This window comes from Sphingobium sp. B2D3C (assembly GCF_025961835.1).
Lineage (GTDB): Bacteria > Pseudomonadota > Alphaproteobacteria > Sphingomonadales > Sphingomonadaceae > Sphingobium.
Map to the genome: position 1 here is coordinate 2,484,163 of NZ_JAOQOK010000001.1, position 18,236 is coordinate 2,502,398.

18 protein-coding genes are annotated in these 18,236 nt (G+C 64.3%); 6 read left to right on the forward strand and 12 right to left on the reverse strand.

Going from position 1 to position 18,236, the window contains the following annotated elements; translation table 11 throughout:
• Window positions 1–18 precede the first annotated feature (18 nt).
• Window positions 19–279, reverse strand: a complete 261-nt coding sequence (locus M2339_RS11590; RefSeq protein ID WP_181558645.1) for a hypothetical protein — start codon at window positions 277–279, stop codon at window positions 19–21.
• A gap of 114 nt (window positions 280–393) precedes the next feature.
• Between M2339_RS11590 and M2339_RS11595 the strand changes: the two genes are divergently transcribed.
• Entirely contained in the window at window positions 394–1,191 is a 798-nt protein-coding gene (locus M2339_RS11595; RefSeq protein ID WP_264586523.1) for an inositol monophosphatase family protein, read from the forward strand.
• 18 nt (window positions 1,192–1,209) lie between these two features.
• Here M2339_RS11595 and M2339_RS11600 read toward each other — a convergent pair whose 3' ends face one another.
• From M2339_RS11600 to M2339_RS11615, 4 genes are all read right to left on the reverse strand, one after another.
• A complete protein-coding gene (locus M2339_RS11600; protein ID WP_181558643.1) occupies window positions 1,210–1,398 on the reverse strand; it encodes a YMGG-like glycine zipper-containing protein in 189 nt (62 codons plus the stop codon).
• 80 nt (window positions 1,399–1,478) lie between these two features.
• Window positions 1,479–1,829, reverse strand: a complete 351-nt coding sequence (locus M2339_RS11605) for an arsenate reductase (RefSeq protein ID WP_264586522.1) — start codon at window positions 1,827–1,829, stop codon at window positions 1,479–1,481.
• Between the two features lie 40 nt (window positions 1,830–1,869).
• The gene (locus tag M2339_RS11610; protein ID WP_181558641.1) at window positions 1,870–2,304 is read right to left on the reverse strand and encodes an RrF2 family transcriptional regulator; all 435 of its coding nucleotides are present in this window, start codon (window positions 2,302–2,304) and stop codon (window positions 1,870–1,872) included.
• A gap of 120 nt (window positions 2,305–2,424) precedes the next feature.
• Complete coding sequence (locus M2339_RS11615; protein ID WP_181558640.1) at window positions 2,425–3,798, reverse strand: class II 3-deoxy-7-phosphoheptulonate synthase; 1,374 nt, start codon at window positions 3,796–3,798, stop codon at window positions 2,425–2,427.
• A 447-nt stretch (window positions 3,799–4,245) separates the two neighbouring features.
• Between M2339_RS11615 and M2339_RS11620 the strand changes: the two genes are divergently transcribed.
• The gene (locus M2339_RS11620; protein ID WP_264586521.1) at window positions 4,246–4,866 is read left to right on the forward strand and encodes a YqiJ family protein; all 621 of its coding nucleotides are present in this window, start codon (window positions 4,246–4,248) and stop codon (window positions 4,864–4,866) included.
• 36 nt (window positions 4,867–4,902) lie between these two features.
• Window positions 4,903–6,609 (forward strand): flotillin family protein, encoded by a 1,707-nt coding sequence (locus M2339_RS11625; protein WP_264606351.1) that lies wholly within the window; start codon window positions 4,903–4,905, stop codon window positions 6,607–6,609.
• Between the two features lie 59 nt (window positions 6,610–6,668).
• Here the strand turns inward: M2339_RS11625 and M2339_RS11630 are convergent, their stop codons facing one another.
• From M2339_RS11630 to M2339_RS11660, 7 genes are all read right to left on the reverse strand, one after another.
• Window positions 6,669–7,307, reverse strand: a complete 639-nt coding sequence (locus M2339_RS11630) for a YoaK family protein (RefSeq protein WP_264586519.1) — start codon at window positions 7,305–7,307, stop codon at window positions 6,669–6,671.
• A 9-nt stretch (window positions 7,308–7,316) separates the two neighbouring features.
• Window positions 7,317–8,282: a D-2-hydroxyacid dehydrogenase gene (locus tag M2339_RS11635; protein WP_264586518.1), complete on the reverse strand. Its 966-nt coding sequence runs from the start codon at window positions 8,280–8,282 to the stop codon at window positions 7,317–7,319.
• Window positions 8,272–10,014, reverse strand: coding sequence for a cysteine--tRNA ligase (locus tag M2339_RS11640; RefSeq protein WP_264586517.1), 1,743 nt, complete (start codon window positions 10,012–10,014; stop codon window positions 8,272–8,274). The genes M2339_RS11635 and M2339_RS11640 overlap by 11 nt, the downstream gene beginning before the upstream one ends.
• Before the next feature lie 123 nt (window positions 10,015–10,137).
• Window positions 10,138–10,674, reverse strand: a complete 537-nt coding sequence (gene infC / locus M2339_RS11645) for a translation initiation factor IF-3 (protein ID WP_181558636.1) — start codon at window positions 10,672–10,674, stop codon at window positions 10,138–10,140.
• Window positions 10,675–10,897: 223 nt separating this feature from the next.
• A complete protein-coding gene (locus M2339_RS11650) occupies window positions 10,898–11,341 on the reverse strand; it encodes an acetyltransferase (protein ID WP_264586516.1) in 444 nt (147 codons plus the stop codon).
• A 46-nt stretch (window positions 11,342–11,387) separates the two neighbouring features.
• The gene (gene thrS / locus M2339_RS11655; protein ID WP_264586515.1) at window positions 11,388–13,388 is read right to left on the reverse strand and encodes a threonine--tRNA ligase; all 2,001 of its coding nucleotides are present in this window, start codon (window positions 13,386–13,388) and stop codon (window positions 11,388–11,390) included.
• Between the two features lie 281 nt (window positions 13,389–13,669).
• Window positions 13,670–14,011: an ArsR/SmtB family transcription factor gene (locus M2339_RS11660; protein ID WP_181558633.1), complete on the reverse strand. Its 342-nt coding sequence runs from the start codon at window positions 14,009–14,011 to the stop codon at window positions 13,670–13,672.
• A 70-nt stretch (window positions 14,012–14,081) separates the two neighbouring features.
• On the opposite strand from M2339_RS11660, the gene M2339_RS11665 reads away from it, so the two are divergent.
• From M2339_RS11665 to M2339_RS11675, 3 genes are all read left to right on the forward strand, one after another.
• On the forward strand, window positions 14,082–14,549 hold the full coding sequence (locus tag M2339_RS11665) for an SRPBCC family protein (protein WP_264586514.1): 468 nt from the start codon (window positions 14,082–14,084) through the stop codon (window positions 14,547–14,549).
• 156 nt (window positions 14,550–14,705) lie between these two features.
• Window positions 14,706–17,321: a TonB-dependent receptor gene (locus tag M2339_RS11670; RefSeq protein WP_264586513.1), complete on the forward strand. Its 2,616-nt coding sequence runs from the start codon at window positions 14,706–14,708 to the stop codon at window positions 17,319–17,321.
• Window positions 17,321–18,142: a hypothetical protein gene (locus tag M2339_RS11675; RefSeq protein ID WP_264586512.1), complete on the forward strand. Its 822-nt coding sequence runs from the start codon at window positions 17,321–17,323 to the stop codon at window positions 18,140–18,142. The genes M2339_RS11670 and M2339_RS11675 overlap by 1 nt, the downstream gene beginning before the upstream one ends.
• Window positions 18,143–18,236: the final 94 nt, after the last annotated feature.

An 18,236-nucleotide genomic window follows, 5' to 3' on the forward strand; every position in this document is an offset into this window, starting at 1 on the left:
GGCCGGCGCCAACAGGCATCAGAGCCAAAGTTGCCAGGGCAGGAGCAGCGGCGCGCAGAAGAGCAGCGCCAGCGCCAGCATCAGCCGCGCCTTGCCGGGCACCGCCAGCTCATCGGGCACCAGCCCATCGGGCCGCGCCCACAGGAATGGGCAGGCGAGGACAGCCAGCGCGCCCAGCCCCAGAGCCACCAGCCGAGCCCCCAGAAAAGCGCCGTCCAGCCACAGCCCCATCGCGCCAAAGGCAAAGCCGAGGGTCAGGACCCACATCAGCAGGCGCATGGTCGGGGCTCTTTGCTCATGCCCTCAAAAAACGGATCGAAGCGCCGTCTCTTTAGCGAGGAACGTGCGCGAAAACCGCTGGCTCTTCGGCGGCTTTCTCCGTAGCGAAATGCCATGGCTCTTCCCGATGACATCACCCTCGCCAATGCCCTTGCCGACGCAGCGGGCGCCGCGATCCGCCCCTTTTTCCGCGCGCCTTACGATATCGAGGCCAAGGCCGATGCCTCGCCGGTAACCGAAGCCGATCGCGCGGCGGAATTGGCGATGCGCGGCCTTCTGGACGCGCAGCGTCCGGCGGATGGCATCATCGGCGAGGAGTTCGGCACCGTTCGCGAAGGGGCATCACGCCAGTGGGTGCTCGACCCCATCGATGGCACGCGCAGCTTCATCGCGGGCCGCCCGATCTTCGGGACGCTGATTGCCTTGATGCAGGACGGCTGGCCGATCCTCGGCATCATCGATCAGCCGATCAGTGGAGAGCGCTGGGTCGGCGCCATGGGCCAGCCGACATTGTTCAACGGCAAACCCGCCCGCACGCGGCGATGTCGGGCTTTGGAAGGCGCGCAACTGGCGACCACCAGCCCCCATCTGTTCAACGCGCACGATGGCGAACATTATCTCGCGCTCGCCGCAGCCGTTGCCGGCGACCGACTGGGTCAGGGCCCGATCTATGGCGGCGACTGCTATAATTACGGCCTGCTGGCGAGCGGCCATGTCGACATCGTGTGCGAGACCGGCCTCAAGCTCCACGACTTCGCAGCGCTCGTCCCGGTGGTCGAGGGTGCCGGCGGGCACATGTGCGACTGGTTAGGCGAGCCGCTCCATGAAGCCAGCGCCGGCGACGTCATCGCCATGGGCGACCCCGCCCGCCTCGAGGATGTCATCGGCGCCCTGTCCCATCATCAGGACTGACGGGCCAGGGCCGCGTTTTTAGTCGACGACCGTCCCGACCACGGCGCCAGCTGCGCCACCGACAGCCGCACCCTTGCCGACGTCATTGCCGGTCACGGCAGCCGTACCAGCGCCCGCCGCCGCGCCGATGCCGGCGCCCTTGAGGGTCGAACAACCCGAGACAGCCAACGCACTGGCCGTGATGAGGCCGATCAGAACGAGTTTCATGATGCATTCCTTCCAGCAAATTCCTGCTGAACAAATGCGCAAAGCCTCCGCGTCGTTCCCGATCGCTACGTCGCCGCTGCCTAGGCCTTAAGAACCGCCTGCCACTGATCGGGCTTGAAACCGACCAGCAAGGCGCTCGCTCCCGTTACCACCGGGCGCTTGATCATCGAGGGATGCTCGACCATCAGCGCGATGGCCTTGGCCTCATCGATCCCGGTCCTGGCATCATCCGGCAGTTTGCGAAAGGTCGTGCCAGCGCGGTTGAGCAGCACCTCCCACCCTGCCTGCTTTGACCAATCGGCCAGCTCTGCCGACGTCGGCGGCGTCTTTTTATAATCGCGGAAATCATGCGCGAGGCCCTGATCGTCCAGCCACTTGCGGGCCTTCTTCACCGTGTCGCAATTGGGGATGCCGTGCAGGGTCAGGGACAATGCTCTCTCCTTGGAATACAGACTGGAAGGTCGAAAGCGATCAGGCCGGTGCGCCGACTTCGGCATCCTCGAATTTGTCGGCCAGCGTCAGGCGGTCGAGGATGGCGGCGGTCTCGTCACGGACCTTGAGCATGATGCGCCGCAGCTCGCACTCATCTTCCGGCAGACAGTTCTTGCAGGGCTGGTGCGCATAGCGACTGGCGCAAGGCACGAGGGCCAGCGCGCCGTCGGTCAGGCGGAAGATATCGCCATAGCGGATGTCGATCGGCGGCAGTGCCAGCCAGTATCCACCTTCCCGCCCCCGCCGCGTCGCCACCAGGCCCGCGCGGCTCAATTCGGACAGGATCACGGTCAGAAACTTGGCGGGAATATTCTGCGCGACCGCAATATCGGTGAGCTGGATCGGCCCCTCACCATAATGCCGCGCCAGGTGCTGGAGAGCGCGGATGGAATATCGCGTGCGTTGCGAAAGCATACCAACCTATTTGGCAGAGAATGCCGTCCGCGCAAGGGGCAAGCCCGCGCAATCGCTCGATAGCGGTTCTTTTTCAATCTCGGGAACGGGCCGTGACGCGCGCCACGGCCCTTCCGATTGTTAAGCGGCCTGCTTGCGTCGCTCTGCCAGCTCGTCGTTGAGCATTTCGGCCAGCAGGAAAGCCAGCTCCAGGCTCTGCGCCGCGTTGAGGCGCGGGTCGCAATGCGTGTGGTAGCGATCCGCGAGGCTCTGCTCGGTGATGTCGATCGCGCCGCCGGTGCATTCGGTGACGTTCTGGCCGGTCATCTCGGCATGGATGCCGCCGCCGAAGCTGCCCTCGGCGCGGTGCACGGCGAAGAAGCCGCGCACCTCGGCGAGGATGCGCTCGAACGGGCGCGTCTTGTAGCCATTGGCCGCCTTGATGACATTGCCGTGCATCGGGTCGCACGACCACACCACCGGATGCCCTTCACGCATCACCGCCCGCACGAGCGGGGGCAGCGCGCCCTCGATCTTGTCATGACCATAGCGCGTGATGAGCGTGATCCGCCCTGCCTCGCGGCGCGGATTCAGCGCATCGAGCAGGCGCAGCAGCACATCGGGCTGCAGGCTCGGCCCGACCTTCATGCCGATGGGATTGCCGATGCCGCGCAGATACTCGACATGGGCCGAGCCTTCGAAGCGCGTCCGGTCGCCGATCCACAGCATGTGCGCGCTGGTGTCGTACCACTGGCCGGTGAGCGAATCCTGACGGGTCAGGGCCTGCTCATAAGGCAGCAGCAGCGCCTCGTGGCTGGTGTAGAAGCTGGTGCCGCCAAGCTGGGGCACCGTGTCCGGCGAGAGACCGCAGGCCTTCATGAAATCCAGAGCTTCGCCGATGCGATCGGCCATTTCGCTGAACTTCTGGGCCCAGGGGCTGCGGCCCATGAAATCCAGCATCCAGCCATGCACCTTGTCGAGGCTGGCATAGCCGCCGGTCGAGAAGGCGCGCAGCAGGTTGAGCGTGGCGGCCGACTGATTGTAGGAGCGGATCATGCGCGCCGGATCGGGCTCGCGGCCGTCCGCCGTGAACGCGATATCGTTCACATTATCCCCGCGATAGCTCGGCAGCTCGACGCCATCGATCGTCTCGGTCCCGGCCGAGCGCGGCTTGGCGAACTGGCCGGCCATGCGACCCACCTTCACAACCGGCAGCTTGCTGGCGAAGGTGAGCACCACCGCCATCTGCAGCAGCACGCGGAACGTGTCGCGAATATTGTTCGGGTGGAACTCGGCGAAGGATTCGGCGCAGTCCCCGCCCTGCAGCAGGAACGCCTCGCCATTGGCGACCTTGGCCAGATCGGCCGTCAGGTTGCGGGCCTCGCCTGCAAAGACGAGCGGCGGAAAGGTCCCAAGCTGCGCCTCGGCTGCCGCGAGTGCCGCAGCATCGCGATAGATCGGCATTTGCAACCCTTCATGATCCCGCCAGCTCGCGGGCGACCATTTCGCCGTCATGATATTCCAGACTCCAAGCGTGTTCGCGCCACAACATGGGGTGTGGCGGACAAGGGGCAAGCCCCTACGCGTTTGAGGGCTTTGAGGCAAGGAGGTTGGGGATAAAGGCGCGAGGATGCGCGGGCGCAGCAGCGTCGTGACGTAAGATCAACCCGTCGCGTAGTGGGGAGATCAATCCAGTCTTCCCGCGAACAAACGGAGCGCCTGCCGCGTAACATGATCCGGAGGCCCGTAAAAACATTAAACACATGGTGAACGGAGACACTCTAATCGTGCGGCGAAATCTTGAGAATTCAGGCCGTTTCTCGAAGTAAATGACGTCCAAATCGCCGGAACATTCAGAAAAATCGTATGATGAAGGTCCGGTTTTGCTGGATTCATAGTCGCTATCAGGCGAAATGGACTCGGGAATCGGAAACGGGGGCTGTCAAATCGACAGCGCGAATCATGAACCTTCTGGCTGACTATAACTGGCCATTCGCGGTATCGCTCGGCGTGATGGTTCTTCTCGCGGCCCTGCAGGTGTTTGGGCTCGGTGACCTGTTCAGCAGCACGGAAACCGACTTGGACGCGGAATCGGGCGGAAGCCCAGCCGATGGACTGTTGAGCTTGGTCGGTGTGGGCCGCGTGCCATTCATGATCTGGCTGGCGGTGCTCCTGCTGCTTTTCGCGGCGATCGGCGTGAGTATACAAAGCCTGGCCGGCGCCTTCCTGGGCGAGGCACTGGCTCCGTGGCTGGCAGGCCTGCTTGCCTCGATTGTAGCCCTACCAGCGACGGGAGCACTCGTGCGACCGCTCGCGCGCATCCTGCCCGGCGACGAGACGACGGCAGTAGAGATCGAATCCCTCCTTGGTCACCGCGCGAAGATTCTCACCGGTCGCGCCAGCCGCGGAAGCCCAACCCGCGCTCAGGTCATTGATCATCATGGTCAGATGCACCTTGTGATGGTGGAGCCCCATCATAGTGACACCGAAATGGGCGAAGGCGACGAAGTTCTCCTCGTGCGCCGGGAAGGAGAGCGGTTTTACGCTGTAGCCCTAGAGGAAAAACGTTTGGCGCCGATCTAACGGCGAGGGGAGACTGGAATGCAGGGACTAGACCTGATGGATATTGCAATCTGGGCAGGCGCGATCTTCGCCTTGCTCCTGATCTTCGGCTTTACGATCGCGCGACTTTACCGGCGCGCCACGAAGGAAGTGGGCTTCGTCCGAACCGGATTTGGCGGAGAGAAGGTGGTCATGAACGGCGGGGCGCTCGTGCTGCCCGTGCTGCACGAAACCATGCCGGTCAATATGAATACGGTCCGCCTCGCGGTGGAGCGCAAGAACATGGATGCGCTGATCACGCTCGACCGGTTGCGGATTGACGTGAAGGCCGAATTCTATGTCCGCGTCCGCCCCGATGCAGGCGCAATAGCCATGGCTGCGCAGACGCTTGGCCTGCGCACGATGCAGCCGGAAGCTCTGAAAGATCTCGTCGAAGGAAAGTTTGTCGACGCGCTTCGGTCTGTTGCGGCCGGAATGAGCATGAACGAACTGCACGAAAAGCGCGCCGACTTCGTTCAGAAGGTGCAACAGGTCTCATCCGTGGATCTCGCGATGAATGGCCTGGAACTGGAATCCGTTTCACTGACGGGGCTGGACCAAACGAGCATCGAGCATTTCAACGCCAACAACGCATTCGATGCGGAGGGTCTGACCAAGCTCACCGAACAGATCCAGCAGCGCAAGAAGCTGCGCAACGATATCGAAATGGACACGCGGGTCCAGATCGAGACGAAGAACCTCGAAGCCGATCAGCGCAGTCTGCAGATCAGCCGCGATAACGAGTTCGCGCGGCTGGAGCAGGAACGCGAGGTCGAAATGCGGCGTGCGGCGCAAGCGGCAGAAGTCGCTCGGGAGCAGGCACTGCGCAGTCAGGAGGCGGAGGCCGCGCGGATCGACGCCAAGCGGCTGATCGATTCGCAGCAGATCGAAGCTGACCGCTCGATCGAACAAGCCCGCATCGCACAGGCCCAGGCCATAGAAATCGCCCGGCAGGAACAGCAGATCGCCGTTCAGAACAAGAGCCGGGAAGAAAGCCAGGCAAAGGCCGAGGCTGACGCCGCTCGCGCCAAAGCGGCAGCGGCCGAAGAACAGGTTATCACCAGCCGCGAAACTGAAGTGGCCGAGCGTGACAAGCGCATCGAACTGATCGAAGCGGCGAAAGCAGCGGAACGCGAAGCGATCAAGCTGAAGGTCCAGACAGAAGCCGAGAAGGATGCGGCCACGAACCACGCCGAGGCTATTCGACGCGCAGCTGAGGGCGAGGCCGATGCGACGAAGCTGAGAGCCGAGGCCGACCGCGTGCGCTTCGAAGTCGAAGCAGCGGGTCAACGCGCTGTCAACGAGGCCGCCAACCTCCTCTCAAGCAGCCAGATCAGCCTTCAGACGAAACTCGCGCTGCTCAAGGTGCTGCCGGACCTGGTGCGTGAAAGCGCCAAGCCACTTGAGGCAATCGATTCCATCAAGATCGTGCAGGTGGATGGCCTCACGCAAAAGGCGGGTGGCGCCGCCAATGCAGCGCCCTCGGGAGGAGGATCGGGCAACCTTGCGCAGGACGCCCTCTCAGCGGCCCTCGCCTATCGAGCGCAGGCGCCGGTTCTCGACGGCCTGATGAAGGAACTGGGGCTTGATGGACGCTCGCTCGACGGGCTTGTCGCCGGAGGCATGACAGACGAGGCAAGCCCGCGCGACGGGCGCGGCGATACTGGCGAGAGCGCTAAGAGACTGAAGGGTAGCCAGGCGCAGGAGCGGTCGGAAAAGTTGTAACGCAGATGCACCAGACTGTGGAGGAACGTGATTATGCCGCCTCCGCAGCCTGCTGCCACTTAGCGGCTCGGCACGATGGTCCTCGTTGATGCAACGCACAGGATCATTCCGACACCCGCCGCAATCCACAGCGCTGAAGAGCCCAGCCTAGCATAAGCGAAAGCCCCTGCAATCGCGCCGGTCATTAACCCGCTCCACAGGCCGAGATCGACTCGCCAGTGGCTTGCATCCTTGCCGGTGAGGCGGTTGGCGAGCGCCTGACCCAGCCGGACAAGTGCGCCGGTCATGTAGGTGAGCCCGACCTTCACCTCGCCATTATCGGCGAGCGCGGCATTTTCGGCGCCCATGGCCATGACCATCGCGGCGAGTGCAAAAGTCGGCGAAATCGGTGCGGCGAGCGCGGCCACCAGCAGCAGCGCCGTCACCAGACCGAGCACGGCGGGACGGCGATGCGCGCCCGCGCGATGCCCCACCAGTCCGCCCAGCACGACGCCCGTAACGAACCCGGCAATGAGGCCCGCGGCGGTCAGCGCGGCGCTGGAGCCCTCGCTGATCCCCACCGCCAACCGCGTCGAATTACCGCTCATGAACGAGACGAAAAAGCCGCCCGCAGTGAGGAATCCGAGCGCATCCACGAAACCGGCCAGCGCGGAGAGCGCGATGGCGAGGTTGAGCAGGCGGGCGTCGGACCTCAGCATCGCTAACGCCTAATAATCCCGATTGAGGTCGGCGACATGCTCCAAGGGCTCGCCGGCCAGATAGTGGCGGATGTTCCGCGCGAACCGCTCGGCGCCGCGCTGGAAGGCGCTGGTCTGGCTCGGCCCCGCCAGATGCATGGTGACGAGCACATTCGGCGCGCGCCACAGCGGGTGTTCGGGCGGCAGGGGCTCGGGCGTCGCGACATCGAGAAACGCGCTGCCCAGATGCCCGGATTCCAGCGCGGCGATGAGCGCCGGCTGATCGATCAGATCGCCGCGCGCGATGTTGATGAGGCGCGCACCCGGCTTCATGGCTGCCAGTTCCTCAGCGCCGATCATCGCCCGCGTCTCGCTGGTGTTGGGCGCGGCGATGATGACGAAATCGAACTCCGCGAGGCGCGGGCGCCAGTCATCCGGACCGATCACCGCATTGGCGCTGTCTGCCGAGCGGCGCACGCCGGTCACCTGAACGCCGAAGGCACGCAGGCGGGTGCCGATCTCCCGGCCGATGGCGCCATAGCCGATCACCAGCGCCCGCGCGCCCAGCAACTCGAAATTCCCTGGCGGTCGCGCCAGCCAGTTCTGCCGGTCATGGGCGCGCACGACCTCATCTAGTCGCTTGGCGAGCACCAGCGCGCCCATGACGGCATAATCGGCAATCACGTCCGGCATCAGGCCAGCGCCATTGGTGAAGATCTGGCCGCGCGCGCGCATGTCCTCGATCGGGAACGCATCGAAGCCTACGATGACCGTGTGGATCCACTTGGCGTTCACCGCCGCGCGCGGACCCTTGGCGTAGACATTGCCGGCGAATTCGTCGAACCAGCCGATCTCCGCCTCCGGCGCCAGAGCCATTGCCTCTTCGACCGTGGAGAAGCCGCGCAACGTCACGCGCCCGGCGATCTCGGCGCCCAGCATGGCTTCCAGCCTCTCCCGCTGCGCTTCCGGCAGAACGATGAGCGGCTTATGCGCCATGATCGAGCCTCCATTCCCAGCCGAGCGGATCGCCGTCCATGACCTCGACGCCGGCGGCGAGCAGTTCGTCGCGCAGCGCATCCGAGGCCGCGAAGTCCTTTTCGGCCCGCGCAGCCTTGCGCCGGTCCATCAGCGCCGCGATCGCGCCTTCATCGATGGCGGCGGTCTTCGGGCGCAGGCGCAGTGCTTCCCGCTCCAGTGCGAACAGCCCGAGGCCGAGCACGCTCTCCATCGCCTCGACCAGCGCGCGCTTCTCCTCGGCCGGCACCTTCTTTATCGCCAGCGCCTCGTCCAGCACGGTGAGCGCGACCGGCGTGTTGAGATCATCGCTGATCGCCGCATCGAAGCGCTCCAGCAAGGCCGTCAGCTTGGGATGCGCCACCGCACCAGCCGCCGCCACATCGCGCAGGGGTGCCGCGCTCATCAGCATGCGCTTGAGCCGGGTCAGCGCCGCGCCGAGATTGTCCCAGCTGAACTCCAGCTCTGAGCGATAATGCGCCTGCAGGCACATCATGCGGTAGGCGAGCGGATGATAGCCCCGGTCGATGAGCAATTGCAGCCGCAGGAACTCGCCCGATGATTTGCTCATCTTTCCGGTGCGGTCGATGAGGAAATTATTGTGCATCCACAGCCGCGCGCCGGAATGGGCCGCGCAATCGAGATGGCCGTGAGCGGCGTCATAGCCCTGGATCGCCTGATTCTGGGCGATCTCATTGGGGTGATGGATCTCGCGATGATCGATGCCACCGGTGTGGATGTCGAACGGCAGCCCCAGCAGCGCGCGGCTCATCACTGAGCATTCCAGATGCCAGCCCGGCGCGCCCTTGCCCCAGGGCGAGTCCCATTCCATCTGCCGCGTCTCGCCCGGCGGCGTTCTACGCCAGATCGCGAAATCGGCGGCGTGGCGCTTGCCCTCGACCGGATCGATGCGGCCTTCATTTTTTACCCGCTGCTGGAAGTCTTTGAATTCTCCGATCACCTTCTCAAAGGCGTTCAAAAAATCATCGGATGCTGGTGAAGGCATGGTGCCAAAAATCGCCAGAACTTCCGAGTGCAATTTCTTCGCGGGAGAATTCCTTTTCATCCGCTGCACAACACCGATGAAAGCTTCGATCTCTGCACTCAGATAAGTCTTGATATGCAGTGGTTCCTGCAAATTGGAAGGAATCGTCCGAAGGCGCTCCGTCAACCGGCTTAATTCATTTAACAATTCGACATCGTGGCCTGCCAATCGGCCATAATCGGCCACCGTGCTGGTATCGAAATAGAGGCCGGTCGGCAGCTCATAGCAGTGCTGGTCCGCAATGCTCTTGGCGAACTCGATCATCTGCGGCACGAAATCGGTGGCGATCGACCAGTGCGCCGGGTGGCGGATGTTGAGCGCATCCACGTCGGCCCAATAGGCCTGCGTATAATGCTTCGCGATGTCCCAGATGGATTGCGCCTGCTGCGCGGCCATCTTCTCCATCTTGTCCTCGCCGGCATCGCCATCGTCGGTCAGGTGGCCGACATCGGTGATGTTGATGACGTGGGTGAGCTTGTAGCCCTTAAAACTCAGCGTCCGCCCGAGCGTATCCGCGAACACATAAGCGCGCATGTTGCCGATGTGCGGATAATTATAGACCGTCGGCCCACAGCTATAGACCCGCGCCTCGCCGGGGTGAACGGGATCGAACGGCTCGAGCTGGCGCGTAAGACTGTTGAAGAGCTTGAGTGACGGGGCTTGGATCATGGCGCGCCCATGTGAGCGCAGCCAGCGCGCGGGTCAACAGGGCACAAAGGCCGTGATGCACTGACGGGGAAAGCCATAGCAATGGCAGAGGGCGGCGCAGGCACCGCCCCCTGACCGAAAATCTCAGCCCTTGGGTGCGAGCACCATGAGCATCTGCCGGCCTTCGAGGCGCGGATAGGATTCGACCTTGGCGATCTCGGCCGTGTTCTCGGCGACGCGCTGGAGCAGCTGCATGCCGAGCTGCTGGTGCGCCATTTCACGGCCGCGGAAGCGCAGCGTGACCTTGACCTTGTCGCCCTCACCGATGAAATCGACGACCTTCTTCATCTTCGTATCATAGTCATGATCGTCGATGTTCGGACGCATCTTGATCTCCTTGATCTCTTGCGTCTTCTGGGTCTTGCGGGCGATATTCGCCTTTTTCTGGGCCTCGTACTTATACTTGCCGATGTCCAGGAACTTGCAGACCGGCGGATCTGCATTGGGAGAGACCTCTACCAGGTCCAGCCCGACGTCCGCTGCCTGCTCGATCGCCTCGCGCGTGAACATCACGCCCAGATTTTCGCCCTCTTCATCAATGACGCGCACCTTGGGCACACTGATGAATTCATTGTAGCGGGGGCCGTTCGCGGGCTGTGGCGCCATCGGGCGGCGCATCATCGGGGGACGTATAGCAGTTTCTCCTGTTGCCAATTCACATATGCGAGATGCGCACCTTACCGGTTTTCCATGAGAACGGAAAGAGGCCGTAGCGCGACACGAGGCGAACTGCGGCGCGAAGGCCACAGTTGCGTGCACCGTGCATTTAGGATCGCAAGCCGCTCACGGCAAGGGCCATCATCAGCGAGGCCGATGATGAACGAGCCCGGCCTTGCGGCATCCCTCAGCCCGGATGGCGGAAATGAATGAGCGGATAGGGCCGCCCTGCCGGATCGGTCTCTGAGCGCCCCGTGCGCACGAAGCCGCGCGCTTCGTAAAACGCGATGGCCTGAGGCGCCTGCTCGCTGGCATCCACCTTTGCGCCGGGCACCAGCGCGAGAGCGTGCGCGACAAGAGCGCTGCCAAAACCCTGACCATGCACGGCGGGATCGACGAACAGCGAATCGATCTCGTCCTTCCCCATGCCGAGAAAGGCCTGGACGGTGCCGGCCGCATCCGTCGCGACCCACAGGTCGACCGAGGGAAGATGCTCGTGTTCAACCATCCGGTCGATCTCAACCCGGTCCTCCGGCGTGAGAAAGCCATGCGTCGCATCGACCGCCGCCCGCCAGATCGCCAGCGCGCGCGGCAGATCGGCCGGAGTCGCCTTGCGGATGTGGATGCTCATCGGCTTCTCATCATCTAGCTCCTCCTCTTCAGGGGAGGGGCTAAGCTCAGGCCAAATCCGGCGGCGTGGCTTCCGCTACCAGTTGCGCGATGACTTCATCCACGCTCAGCACCTTCTGATGCTCGTCGCTGCCGAGGCGGCGCAGGGCGACGGTACCCTCTTCGGCCTCGCGACGGCCGACGACCAGCAGGTTGGGCACGCGCCCGAGGCTGTGCTCGCGCACCTTGTAGTTGATCTTCTCGTTGCGCAGATCGGTCTCGGCGCGGATGCCTGCGGCGCGCAGCTTCTCGACCACCTCGGTCGCATAGCCGTCCGCATCCGAGACGATGGTCGCGACCACCGCCTGCACCGGCGCCAGCCACAGCGGGAATTTGCCGGCATAATGCTCGATGAGGATGCCAATGAAGCGCTCATAGCTGCCGAAGATCGCGCGGTGGAGCATCACCGGCCGGTGGCGGGCGCCATCCTCGCCGACATAGCTCGCATCCAACCGCTCGGGCAGCACCCGGTCGGACTGGATGGTGCCGACCTGCCATGTGCGGCCGATGGCATCGGTCAGGTGCCATTCCAGCTTGGGCGCGTAGAAAGCGCCTTCGCCGGGAAGCTCTTCCCAGCCATACTCGTCCGTCGCAAGGCCAGCGGCGATGACGGCGTTGCGCAATTCCGTCTCCGCCAGATCCCACATCTCGTCCGAGCCGAAGCGCTTTTCCGGGCGCAGCGCGAGCTTGATCGAATAGGTAAAGCCGAAGTCCTTGTAGATGCGGTCGGCCAGCGCGCAGAAGGCGCGGACTTCATCGACGATCTGGTCCTCGCGGCAGAAAATGTGCGCATCGTCCTGCGTGAACTGGCGCACGCGCATCAGGCCGTGCAGCGCGCCATGCGGCTCGTTGCGGTGGCAGCAGCCATTCTCGTAGATACGCAACGGCAGATCGCGATAGCTCTTAATGCCCTGGCGGAAGATGAGGACATGCGCCGGGCAGTTCATCGGCTTGAGCGCCATCCACTGCGCATCATTCGACACGAGCGGGCCTTCGTCCTCGACATTCGGCACCTCGTCCGGGATGACGAACATATTCTCGCGATACTTGCCCCAGTGGCCAGACTGCTCCCACTGGCGCGCGTCCATCACCTGCGGGGTCTTCACTTCGTGGTAGCCCGCGTCATCGATGGCGCGGCGCATATAGGCCTCAAGCTGGCGCCAGATGACGAAGCCCTGCGGATGCCAGAATACGCTGCCATGCGCTTCCTGCTGGAGGTGGAACAGGTCCATCTCCTGCCCGATCTTGCGATGATCGCGCTTGGCCGCTTCCTCCAGCCGCAGCAGATGCGCATCGAGCTGCTTCTTGTTGAGCCAGCCGGTGCCGTAGATGCGGCTGAGCATCGCGTTCTTCTGGTCGCCGCGCCAGTAAGCGCCGGAGACGCGCGTCAGCTTGAAGGCCTGCGGATCGACCTTGCCGGTGGAGGCAAGATGCGGCCCGCGGCACATGTCCAGCCAATCGCTGCCGGACCAGTAGACGGTCAGATCGTCGTCGCCGGGCAGTTCGGCCGCCCATTCGGCCTTGAAGCGCTCGCCCTGCCCCGTCCAGCGCGCGATGAGCTGCTCGCGCGTCCAGACCTCGCGGCGCAGCGGCTTGTCGGCAGCGATGATCTCGCGCATCTTCGCTTCGATGGCGGGCAGGTCTTCCTCGGTGAACGGCCCGCGATCCGCCGGCGCCGCGACGTCATAATAGAAGCCATCGTCCGTGGAGGGGCCGAAGGTGATCTGCGTGCCCGGGAACAGCGCCTGCACCGCCTCGGCGAGGATATGCGCATAATCGTGGCGGACCAGCTCCAACGCGTCCGCCTCGTCCCTGGCCGTCACCAGCGCCAGCTGCGCATCGGCGTCCAGCGGGCGGGTGATGTCGACCAGCTCGCCATCCACCCGCGCGGCCAGCGCCGCCTTGGCGAGGCCGGGGCCGATCGCGGCGGCGATGTCCGCCGGCGTGGTGCCGCGCGCAACCTCGCGCTGCGAGCCATCGGGGAGCGTGATTGTCACCTGTTGCGTCATCGGTCTGGTTCCTGCTGTGCGGCTTGCCGCTTAGGCAAGTGCGATAGACTTGGGAAGAGGCGGAACGGGCCGGATGCGCATGACCGCCCCGATCCGCTGCTGGGATGGGGCCTTCGGTCCTGCGCGCTTCAATCGATGAGGCGCGTGCCGACGACCCCGGTGCTAGTCCGGGTGGTGGGCGTGGTCGCGGCTGTGAAGCGCAGACGAGGCATGGCGGCTTTCATAAGGGGAGCGCGGAGGTTTGTCACCTGCTGGCGGGCATTCCTTACAGCGTCGTCGATTCAGCGCAGCCGAGCAAGCATCGACGCCGCATATGCCGCATAAGGGCCGATCCAGCGCTCGTGGATCGCGTGGATGGGCAGTGCGTCGAGGTGATTCCACCGCTCGCGCCCACGCTTCTCGGCGATCACCAGCCCGGCGCTTTCCAGCACGCCCAGATGCTGCATGACCGTGCAGCGATCCAGCTCCGGCAGGAGCGCGCACAGCATCCCGGTGGTCTGAGGGCCGCCCTTGAGCGCATCGAGCATCCGGCGGCGGGCGCGGTGACCGAGCGCCTTGAACAGCGCGTCGGCGGCATCCTCATTGTCCGTATCGGGCCTTGCGATTTCAGTCTGCGTTGACATGTTATGTTTTTATAACATATGAGTCGCCCGATCAAGAGTCGGTGGTGCTTCCTTTGCGAGAGGATAGAGCATGGAACTGAAGTTCACGGTCGGCGGGCGGATCGCCAAGCCGGTGCATGAGGTGTTTGAGGCCGTGGTGAACCCGGCCCACCTCTCCCAATTCTTCACCACGGGCGGGGCACAGGGGCGACTGGAACCCGGTGCAACGGTGACCTGGGACTTTCATGACTTTCCCGGCGCCTTCCCCGTCGAGGTGATCGAGGTGGAGCAGAATGCCTGCATCGTGTTGCGCTGGGCCGGCGCGGACGACGCCGTGACGCCGGACGCGCAGGGCCGCGCGCTCACCACCGTGACAATGACCTTCGCCGCGCTGGACGACGGACGAACCCATGTGCAGATCAGCGAGGAAGGCTGGCGCGACAATGCGGCGGGCCTCAAAGCGTCCTACGGCAATTGCGAAGGCTGGACCGGCATGCTCTGCGCCATGCGCATGTGGCTGGAGCATTGGGTAAATCTGCGCGACGGATTTTATAAGTGACGGCCTGTCCCTGCGCACTGACCTGACGGGAACTCACCCCGTCACCAATCCGTCATCCTCCCTTCATGTGCGTGACGCCGTTCCGTCACCTCCCTGACGCAACGCCTCCCTATCTGCCGCCCCCAGAACAAAACCTGCTTTTGGGGACTCACCACAATGAAACCGCTTTACCCGACTTTCCGGGCCGCTTTGCTGTGCTCGGCCATTCTGCTTGCCACGCCTGCCCTCGCACAATCCGCGCCCGTTCCGGAGGCCGAGAGCGAGGCCGGTGCGGACGGTGACACCATCGTCGTCACCGGCCAGCGCCGCGCGCAATATGAGGCGACGGCGGAGAAGCGCGAGGCGTTTGCGGTGATGGATGCGATCTCCGCCGACGATATCGGCAAGCTGCCGGACCATAATACGGCGGCGGCGCTGCGGCGCATTCCGGGCCTTTCCGTCCAAGAGGATCAGGGCGAACCGCGCTTCCCGGTGCTGCGTGGCCTGCAATCCACCTACAACCGCACGACGGTGGACGGCGCGCTGGTGGCGGGCGTGGATTCGGGCGGGCGCACGGTGCCGCTGGACATCGTGCCCTCCGTGATGGCGGGGCGGATCGAGGTCATCAAGACGGTGACGCCGGAGAATGACGCCAATGCCGTCGGCGGCATCATCAATATCACCACCCGCAGCGCCTTCGATGCCGGCCGGCCGTTCTTCAACGGCATCGCCTCTTATGGCATTTATGAGCAGCATGGCGAGGTGCGAAACAGCAAGCCCTCCTACCGGTTGGCCTTTGCCGCCGGCACCACCTTCGGCGCGGACGACGAATGGGGCATCGTGATCGGCGCGAGCCAGGAGCAGCTCGATTACGACATTCCGCAGATCGAGGTCGCCAGCCCCTCAGTGCGCGAATATACCGCCGCCGGCGCCCCGGTGGACAGCGGCGCGGCGACCGGCAACGGCATCCAGGTGCCGACCCAGCACCGCCTCTTCTGGTACAACAACACCAAGCAGCGCACCGGCGGCAATGTGAAGCTGGAATGGCGCCCGTCCGACACGTTCCGCTGGGAACTCTCCGGCGTCGTCGCCCGCACCGAGGACGATGAGGAACGCATCGAATATCGCATGGAGCCGATCGGCAATGTCGCGAACCAGACGCAGACGAGCGGCCAGTTCGCGCGCGGGCGGATCATCGTGCAGCTCAACCAGCCGATTACGCGGCGCCTCGTCGCGCTCGGCCGCACCGCCTTCGCCTGGGATGGCGGCGAGCAATGGAAGCTGGACGGCGACGCGGTGTTCTCGCTCGGGCGGATGCGCGTGCCCAATGAGAGCATCGAGTTCCGCACCCGCGATGCCGACGCGACCCGCTATGCCTTCAGCTATGACACGTCGGACTTCTACCCCGTGTTCATGCCGGCCAACGCCGCCGCCGCGGTGAACCCGCAGAACTTCTACCTGCAGCAGCAGCGTAGCAATCTGGAGAAGTCGCTGGAGAAGAGCGGCCAGTTCCGCCTGAACTTCACTTATGGCGATGACAGCATCGATGGCGGCATCAAGCTCAAGACCGGCGCAGTGCTGCGCCTGACCAGCCGCAAGAACGAAGTCGAGCGGACCGACTATAAGGCCGCCAGCGGCTTCACCTACACGCTCGACAAGGTGGTGACCGCCGGGCCGAGTGAAGCGATCCGCGACAAGTTCTACATTCCGATCCGCATCGATGCGGCCGCGTTTCCGGCCTTCTACCAGGCCAATCAGAGCCGCTTCACCACCACCGTCGCCTCGAAGGCGGGCGACTATAAGGTCAACGAGGATGTCTACGCCGGCTATGTGCAGGGCAGCACCCGGATGGGCAATGTCACGCTGCTCGGCGGCCTGCGCTATGAGCGCACGGAAGTCTCCTCGGATGCCTATCGCACGCTCGGCAGCACGCTCACTCAGATCACGACGGACGGCAGCTATGGCAACTGGCTGCCCAGCGCGCACATCCGCTGGGATGTGACCGACCGCGTTGTGGTGCGCGGCGCCTATACCAACACCATCGGCCGGCCGGATTATTCCTCCATCGCGGCGAGCGAGACGCTCAGTTTCGATGGCAGCCAGCCAACGCTGTCTCGTGGCAATCCGGGCCTCAAGCCGCGAGAGAGCAGGGGCTTCGATCTATCCTTCGAGTTCTATCCCAAGGATGGCGTCATCTCTGCAGCGCTGTTCCACAAGAAGATCAGGAACGAGATCTTCACCCTCTCCAATGTGGAGACGATCGATGTCGGCCGGGGGCCGGAGAGCGTACTCGTCTCCGAACCGCGCAATGCCGAAACGGCCACCATCAAGGGCCTCGAGCTGAACCTGCAGCAGGCGCTGACCTTCCTGCCCGATCCGTTCGACGGGCTGGGCGTGAGCGCCAACGCGACCTTCCTCGATACGCGTTTCACCTTCCTCACGACCGCCGGGCCGCGCGTCACCGGGCTGTACCTCCAGCCGGACACGGTGTGGAACGCCTCGGTCTACTACCAGAAAGGCAAGTTCGAGGGGCGCCTGTCTTACAACTATATCGGCGGCTTCCTGGAGACGATCAACGACACCATCCCCAATGCCGACCAATATTGGAAGAGCCGCGGCACGCTGGATGCCAATATCAGCTATCGCGTCACCTCCAATATCACGCTGTATGCCGAGGGGCAGAACCTCAACAATCAGGGCCGGCGCGAGCTGGTCGGGCCCGGGCGCACCTACCTGCAGGAATCCGCCGAATATGGCCGAACCTTCTGGTTCGGCGTGGCGGCGAATTTTTGATGGGCCTGCTTCTCGCTCTGGCGGCCAGTGCCGCCGCGGCGGCGGCGGCGGCGGGGACACCCGCTGCCGCCCCGCCCCAGGGCCAGCCGGCCGAAACGCTGCGCCGCATCCCTGCCGAGGAAGCGCGGCAGGGCGTGGCGGTCGGCCCGAACGATGTCTATGCCGTCGCCAACTGGACCATCGCCCGCTACGATCGCAAGACCGGCGCGCGGCGCGCGATCTGGACCGGCGAGCCGGCGCGCTACCCGCACATCAACAGCTGCGCGCTCATCAAGGCCGAGCTGGTGTGCGCGGCCTCCAACTTCCCCGCCGTGCCACAGGCCAGTTCGGTCGAGATCTTCGATCCCGTCACCCTCGCCCACAAGCGCACAGTCTCGCTCGGTCTTGGTACAGGCTCGCTGACCTGGGTCGACTGGCATGACGGGCACTGGTGGGGGCTGTTCGCCAATTATGACGGCAAGGGCGGCGAGGCACCGCGCGACCACCGCCACACCACCCTCGTCCAGTTCGATACGGACTGGCGCCGCACGCAAAGCTGGGCGCTGCCCGACACGATCCTCGAGCGGATCGCGCCGATGAGCATCTCTGGCGGCGGGTTCGGCCCTGATGGACGGCTGTGGCTCTCCGGCCATGACAATCCCGAGCTCTACGTGACGCAATTACCCAAGGGTGGCGCCACGCTGGACCATATCGCCACCGTGCCCATGGAGGCGGAAGGCCAGGCGATCGATTGGGACGAGAACCGGCCGGGCATCCTGTGGGGCATCAGTCGCAAGACCCGCGCCATGCTGGAAATGCGCGTGCCGCCGCTGCAGAAATAGGACGGCGACGGCGCCCCTCGCGCAACGCCGCCCAAGAATACTCACGCCCCGGAACGATCCACGCATCGCGTCGGTTCTCCAGACGAACCCATCT

Coding starts and splice junctions, on each gene's coding strand:
- M2339_RS11590 (WP_181558645.1), bottom strand. CDS start 279: ATGCGCCTGCTGATGTGGGTCCTGACCCTCGGCTTTGCCTTTGGCGCG.
- M2339_RS11595 (WP_264586523.1), top strand. CDS start 394: ATGGCTCTTCCCGATGACATCACCCTCGCCAATGCCCTTGCCGACGCA.
- M2339_RS11600 (WP_181558643.1), bottom strand. CDS start 1,398: ATGAAACTCGTTCTGATCGGCCTCATCACGGCCAGTGCGTTGGCTGTC.
- M2339_RS11610 (WP_181558641.1), bottom strand. CDS start 2,304: ATGCTTTCGCAACGCACGCGATATTCCATCCGCGCTCTCCAGCACCTG.
- M2339_RS11615 (WP_181558640.1), bottom strand. CDS start 3,798: ATGACGGCGAAATGGTCGCCCGCGAGCTGGCGGGATCATGAAGGGTTG.
- M2339_RS11620 (WP_264586521.1), top strand. CDS start 4,246: ATGAACCTTCTGGCTGACTATAACTGGCCATTCGCGGTATCGCTCGGC.
- M2339_RS11625 (WP_264606351.1), top strand. CDS start 4,903: ATGGATATTGCAATCTGGGCAGGCGCGATCTTCGCCTTGCTCCTGATC.
- M2339_RS11630 (WP_264586519.1), bottom strand. CDS start 7,307: ATGCTGAGGTCCGACGCCCGCCTGCTCAACCTCGCCATCGCGCTCTCC.
- M2339_RS11635 (WP_264586518.1), bottom strand. CDS start 8,282: ATGGCGCATAAGCCGCTCATCGTTCTGCCGGAAGCGCAGCGGGAGAGG.
- M2339_RS11640 (WP_264586517.1), bottom strand. CDS start 10,014: ATGATCCAAGCCCCGTCACTCAAGCTCTTCAACAGTCTTACGCGCCAG.
- infC (WP_181558636.1), bottom strand. CDS start 10,674: ATGATGCGCCGCCCGATGGCGCCACAGCCCGCGAACGGCCCCCGCTAC.
- M2339_RS11650 (WP_264586516.1), bottom strand. CDS start 11,341: ATGAGCATCCACATCCGCAAGGCGACTCCGGCCGATCTGCCGCGCGCG.
- thrS (WP_264586515.1), bottom strand. CDS start 13,388: ATGACGCAACAGGTGACAATCACGCTCCCCGATGGCTCGCAGCGCGAG.
- M2339_RS11660 (WP_181558633.1), bottom strand. CDS start 14,011: ATGTCAACGCAGACTGAAATCGCAAGGCCCGATACGGACAATGAGGAT.
- M2339_RS11665 (WP_264586514.1), top strand. CDS start 14,082: ATGGAACTGAAGTTCACGGTCGGCGGGCGGATCGCCAAGCCGGTGCAT.
- M2339_RS11670 (WP_264586513.1), top strand. CDS start 14,706: ATGAAACCGCTTTACCCGACTTTCCGGGCCGCTTTGCTGTGCTCGGCC.
- M2339_RS11675 (WP_264586512.1), top strand. CDS start 17,321: ATGGGCCTGCTTCTCGCTCTGGCGGCCAGTGCCGCCGCGGCGGCGGCG.